This is a genomic window from Candidatus Methylacidiphilales bacterium (assembly GCA_030054035.1).
In the GTDB taxonomy this organism is placed as follows: Bacteria; Pseudomonadota; Gammaproteobacteria; order JASGCS01; family JASGCS01; genus JASGCS01.
In genome coordinates, this window is sequence record JASGCS010000010.1 from 35639 (window position 1) to 41638 (window position 6000).

Sequence of the window (6000 nt, forward strand, 5' to 3'; positions counted from 1 at the left end):
AGTGGCCTGACTGATCTCGTTTTGATTTTCTTCGTGCAAGCCTTGTGCGTGCGAGAGTCTCAGTCGATGTAACCGAAAGTATAGCAATGGGGATATGGTTGCTATTAGCAAATTTGATGAACAGGGCTCTATGGTTTTGCTTTAAGAATGTTGCATCAATGATCACAGAGTATTTGGTCGCAAGACAAGCAGTAGCGTTTTTTAATAAGGTACGATAGACTTGATTAGTTGCCAGGGGGGTGTACCTGTCAATTTTTTTAGGATATAACATTAATCTCACTTGATCGGATTGTAATAGGACTAATGGCTCGTTTAGGTTTTGCAGTAAAGCTCTTGCGATGGTAGTTTTTCCGTTTCCAGACTGTCCATGCATAAGAATAATGCGAGGGGAGTGTGCCCCAAGTATTTGTTTAGTGTAAGTTAAGTATTGTTTTGTTTCGTGATAGGCACAGTCTATGGCTGAAATTTTTGCACGAACTAAAGCCCGATAAATACAATAGAGCTTAAAGAGTGGTAAGTATTGATACTCTTGGGTAATAGCAAAATAATGTGAGATAAGTGTGCGTGCCAGTGCCGGTTGCCTCCTTTCCAGATCCATGAGTAGAAAAGCAATTTCATTAATTCGGTCAAGATACATAAACTTCTTATTAAACTCAATGCCATCAAATGCAAATATGGTTTTTCCGCTTAGGGCTATATTGCCTAAATGTAAATCTCCATGACCGAGATGATACTGCTGATGCTTTTTTCTTTGAGTGATAAGGGGGATACATTGCTTGCTTAGTGTAATGATTTGTTTTAATTGTTGCGTTACTTCACGGTGCAATGTGGGTTTACGGTTAAGCCATTGTAATAATTGCTTATTGTTTTCCTGCACCATGCTGGTTATTTGTTTTGCAGTTCCGAGGGGACTGGTTTTAACAAGTTTTTTTGTTTGTGAAAATTTTTTTAGATGTTGTGTTATAAAGGTAGTGAGCAGTTCTTGCTGGGTTCTTGATGTGATTGGTAGTAACTTATCCAAAGTATTTTTATGATTAAATCGTTTCATCACCACGATGTAATTCACACAATCGTAGCCGGATAATTTTTTTAAACTTACGTTCAGGGTGCTGGGATGTTGATATAAGGGTAGGACGCCAAGATATAAAAATGCTGTAAATCTTTTATTGAGGCTTTGCTCTAATGCACAGTATTTTTTACGCAAGCTGAGTGTTTCATAGTTGAGAAATCCAAAGTTAACTGCTTTTTTTATTTTGTATGCTTTAGCAGTAGTTAAGATGATTGTTGAAACATGAGTTTCAAGTACGGTTTTTGCTTTAAGGTGCTTGGATAACGCTTTAATTATTTGAGAGTGGTTGTAATGCATGAAGGGTTATTTTACGAAAAATCTAAGCATTAGTCATATATAGTCATTATGGTTTGAGACTGCCTTGAGAGGTAAAATAGTGAAATGTACAATGCTCAGTCGATGCGCGAGCGTTTGAGGTCAATTTTTTCCGAACAGGGGTTACTTGCATCTCATTTGCCACAATTTAAATTTCGCAGTGATCAGTTAGATATGGCGTTTATGGTAGCTGAAGCTTTGGAAACACCCTCTAGTGTGGCGTTGCTTGAAGCGGCCACTGGGATAGGAAAAACCTTTGCCTATGCTATACCAGCCATGCTCAGTGGTAAAAAGACAATTATTTCAACCGCTAATCTGTATCTACAAGATCAATTAATGGGTAAAGACCTGGATTTTTTGCAATCTATGTTACAATCCCAGATTAGTTGTGTTGCGCTCAAAGGCAGGAAAAATTATCTATGTTTAGATAGACTAAAATTTTTTAACGATAATCCAGATATGCTTGGACAAGATCAAGCCTTAACTGAGTTACTTGCCTGGAGTAAACATACGCAGCGAGGCGAGTTTAGTGAATTAAAGACCAGCAACTACCAAGATCAATCTTCGCGATTTACGGTTACCTATGAAGAATGTAAAGGACGATATTGTCCTGATTTCACAGATTGTTTTATTTACAAACAACGCGAAATTGCACTAGATTCTGATTGCGTAGTTGTGAACCATGATATGTTATTACAAGATTTAGTAATGAGAAGTAGGGGTCCGCAGCAACAACTGCTTCCAAATGCATCTTTAATTATCATTGATGAGGCACATCAGTTTTATGAAAAGCTAACCCACGCGTTAAGTTTTGAATATTCTTTTTCCAGGAGTGAGCGCATGTTACGGGAGCTAAAAAAAATCTCCAAAGACAGTCACACCATGCAACAGGCTTGTGACATTGCGCTACACGCAAACCATGATTGCCTAAGCAAGATCCATACTAGCAAAGAAGGGGTTTTAAAATTTGATTCAATACGCAATAGTAGCAGTGCCATTGATGCGATTGGATATTTATTGAGTAAGCTAGATAGAGTCTGTGATGAGATTACAGTTCTATCAACGCAACAGGTGGTGTTTGAAGGTACCTTACAACTCTTTCAGCGATTAATTGATGCGCTTGGTATAATCGCTTCTCAAGATGAAATGTTTATTCGCTACATTAAGACTACGCAAATGACAAAATCCCTAATTGCCACTCCGTTAGATGTTTCCTATCGCTACCAATCATTATTAACCAAACATTTTAATCAAACCAGTTTTGTGTACACCTCAGCAACGCTTAGTGTCGGAGGATCGTTTTCAACATTTGCATACCAACTCGGCTTGCAAAATACACTTGAAGCGACTTACCCTAGCCCATTTAATTTAAAGCAAAAGTCTTTAATTTATTTTGCTGAAGATTTACCTGACCCTCAAAGTCAACGACAAGAATTTTTAGATCAATACACAAAAGTTGTCTTTGAGTTGGTTTATTACAATCAGGGACGATCGCTATTGTTATTTTCAAGTAACGATAATTTAAATGAAGTGTACCGAAGATTTTTAGAATTACATCAAAAAAAAGAGCAGCCATTAACCTTATTAAAGCAAAATACTGCACCGGCGCGGCAGTTAGTTAAGTCTTTTATTACTGAGCCTCGTGCGGTACTTTTTGGGATGAAACAATTTATGGAAGGTCTAGATATTACCGGTGATTCACTCTGCTTAGTCGCGATAGATAAGATCCCATTTCTTCCCCCAGATGATCCTTTGACCGAAGGTCGTGCTAAGCGATTAGTGGAAGAGGGAAAAGATTCATTTCGCGAGCTATTTTACGCTGAAGCGATCCTCGCTCTTAAGCAAGCGATTGGAAGATTGATTAGGTGTGAGACTGATAGGGGTATTGTCATATTTGGTGATTCACGCGTTGCGAGCAAATCATACGGAAGAAAGATTAAAGAAGAATTTTCAGAGCACAAACAGACCAATGATAAAGCTACAGCAATTAAATTTATAGAAAAGATGATCCAGGGTGATCGCGTAAAAAAAAGAAAAAAACCGTGAAAGTATTTTTTGCGTTAGATCAATCTACTGCTATGCGAGCGTCGGTAGGGTATGCGTTAGAAAATACTCAAGGACAAATAATTAGTGCTGAGAGAGTTATAGAGAATGCTAATCCGATAAAACCACTTCTTGAAGTAGCAAAATCACTCTACCAAGAATTAATAGAAGCTGGACACACTATTGCTATGGTGGTCGCCACCTCTGGTCCAGGTGGCTTTACTGGTTTGCGAGTTTGTGCTAGTGTATCCAGTGCGATTAGTCAAGTAGCCAATTGTCCTTTTGTTGGTATTGGAACATTAGAGGCCCTGGCTTTTGCCCATGCCGGGGGTGGAGTTATTTACACTTGTGTTGATGCTAGACGAAGCGAATGTTACTGCGCTCAGTTTAATAAGCAAGGACGAACACTTACTCAGATTGCCGAGACTACCTTGATATCAAATCATGAGTTAGAACAACGGTTATTGTTACATCCAGGTGTCGTAGTAGGTAATCCAGTTATTTCAGACACATCACCAGTGCATGCATGTAGAGATAAGTCAGTAGAATACCCACAAGCAAAATTTATCGCAGAATGTGCATTAGTAAAGTTCTCTCACACTCCGCGAGAGGAACTCACCCCTTTCTCTATTGAATATGTTCGTTCTGCTGTTAGTTAAATTCTGCGATTGTTTGATGTAGTTTAATTTCTTGATTTTTACTGACCAGTTGCTGATGCGGAATTTTTTCAAGTAACAAAACAATCGTAGATCCCATATTAAAATTAGCAATCTCTTCACCTGCCGCTACTCCAAATACCGGATCTATTGAAAATAATTCCTTTGAGGTGAGATGCCCACTGCATACACCGTACCATGGAGTTGAGATACTTGCAACATTTTGTGCGCCAACCATAACGATAGCGTATGAACCGTAACCATACCCATCAAATTGAAGTACCAATCGTTCATTTTCCACATATAGGTTTGGGATGCTAGATACATGCCGCATAGAAACTGATCTGGTTAGGCCAGACAGATAACGCAGATTTAATATCTTAGCTTCTAAAGGCGCATGGGCACGGTGGTAATGTCTGGGTGAAAGGTAAAAAGTATAAAAGTAGGCAAATTGGTGCTCTTCAGAATGAATTAATGAATTTACAGAATAGTCCAAACCTTTTGCTTGAATTAACTTACCTTGAGTAAGGGCCCCATGTTCTATTAAGATCCCATCACATGGTGCGTGTAGTGAGCCAATTTTTTTTACTAACGGCCTGGCGTGAGGTTTAAGTTTTCTAGTAAAAAAATCATTAAAACAGCGGTAGGCAAGAGGTGTTTCAATGAGCGCCTCGGAAAGATCTACTTTAAATTTATAGATAAAATAACGGATGAGTATCTGGTTTAAGGGCCAGAGTAAAAAACTCCTGTTATATGATAATTGCTTTGCTAAAAAAGTTAAAAAAATACTTATAAAAGTAGATGAGGGTTTTTTCATATATCCTAATTGATTAGTTTGTCGTTAAGCCTAAGTAAATACTTGAGAATTGTTCGCGGGGAATAGAAGCTGGTAAATATGCAGATGGCAATCCATTCTTACCGATAAGAATAATTCCTTCGGTGTGAGCTATCAGTTCGCTTTCTTTCTGCCGCTCTGCATAAATCCCAAGCGCTTCGCTAATTGTCTTAATATCTTTTTGTTCAGCAGACACCCCATTAATTCCAGTAAAAGTCTGAATAAATTTTGATACCATTTCTTTAGAGTCATACTTTTCATCTAACGCAATAAAAAATACCTGAGGTCTTTTTTCAGTAGGAAGTTGTGCAGTTGCGTTTTGTATTTTCTCAAGAGTTGCAAAGCAAATATCTGGACAATGGGTATAACCAAAAAACAAGAGCGTGTAGCGACCCATCAGTGTTTGATTGGTAAAAGTCATACCAGAAGTTGTCTTTAGTTTGAATGGTGGTAGCTCAGAAAAATCACTTGGGTATTTTGTAATACCTGCTACAATACTAGAATCTGTTTTTTTCTCCTTGAGATTTTTAGAAATAGAATAAAGTGCAAAAAATAAAGCAATCGCAAATGCCACACTAACAAAGGTAAGAGGATGCAGTCGCTTGTTAAAGCGTGAATTTCTCATTTGTGATATCCTGCCCATCGGTAATAACATTCTATACTATAGTTAATTAATCTTCTTAAGGTATCTAGTAATGGTATTTGGTATCAAAAGGAGTATTTAAAAAAATCAGATTTTCACCCATGTATTTATTGTTTTTATACTGATAAGGTATTTACAAAACTACCTGAATATACTAAAATGGAGACAGCATGGAAACTGCAATTACTTTAATTAAAGAATTATCGCAAGCTAATTTTGCAGTATTACTACTATTAGTGTACTCTTTACATAGGTTTAAATTAATGGAAGTCTACAAGGCATCACTTGACCAAAAGTTGGACGATAAGTTTAAAAATATGGAAGATAAGTTGGATATTAAGTTTAAAAATATAGACGATAAGTTGGACGATAAGTTTAAAAATATGGACGATAAGTTTAAAAATATGGAAGATAAGTTGGATATTAAGTTTAAAAATAT

Annotated in this window: 5 protein-coding genes; 3 read left to right on the top strand and 2 right to left on the bottom strand. The window is 37.2% G+C overall.

What is annotated here, in order from left to right:
* Nucleotides 1-1468 precede the first annotated feature (1468 nt).
* Nucleotides 1469-3430: an ATP-dependent DNA helicase gene (locus tag QM538_06675; GenBank protein MDI9348172.1), complete on the top strand. Its 1962-nt coding sequence runs from the start codon at nt 1469-1471 to the stop codon at nt 3428-3430.
* A complete protein-coding gene (gene tsaB / locus QM538_06680; GenBank protein ID MDI9348173.1) occupies nt 3427-4086 on the top strand; it encodes a tRNA (adenosine(37)-N6)-threonylcarbamoyltransferase complex dimerization subunit type 1 TsaB in 660 nt (219 codons plus the stop codon). The genes QM538_06675 and tsaB overlap by 4 nt, the downstream gene beginning before the upstream one ends.
* Here the strand turns inward: tsaB and asd are convergent.
* Together asd and QM538_06690 are read right to left on the bottom strand one after the other, a co-directional pair.
* Nucleotides 4079-4900 carry an archaetidylserine decarboxylase gene (asd, locus tag QM538_06685; protein ID MDI9348174.1) on the bottom strand — a complete coding sequence of 274 codons (822 nt, stop codon included), beginning with the start codon at nt 4898-4900 and terminating at the stop codon, nt 4079-4081. The two genes, tsaB and asd, sit on opposite strands and share 8 nt — an antisense overlap.
* Before the next feature lie 13 nt (nt 4901-4913).
* Nucleotides 4914-5561, bottom strand: a complete 648-nt coding sequence (locus QM538_06690) for an SCO family protein (GenBank protein ID MDI9348175.1) — start codon at nt 5559-5561, stop codon at nt 4914-4916.
* A 170-nt stretch (nt 5562-5731) separates the two neighbouring features.
* On the opposite strand from QM538_06690, the gene QM538_06695 reads away from it, so the two are divergent.
* On the top strand, nt 5732-6000 hold a 269-nt coding region (locus QM538_06695), incomplete at its 3' end, for a hypothetical protein (GenBank protein MDI9348176.1).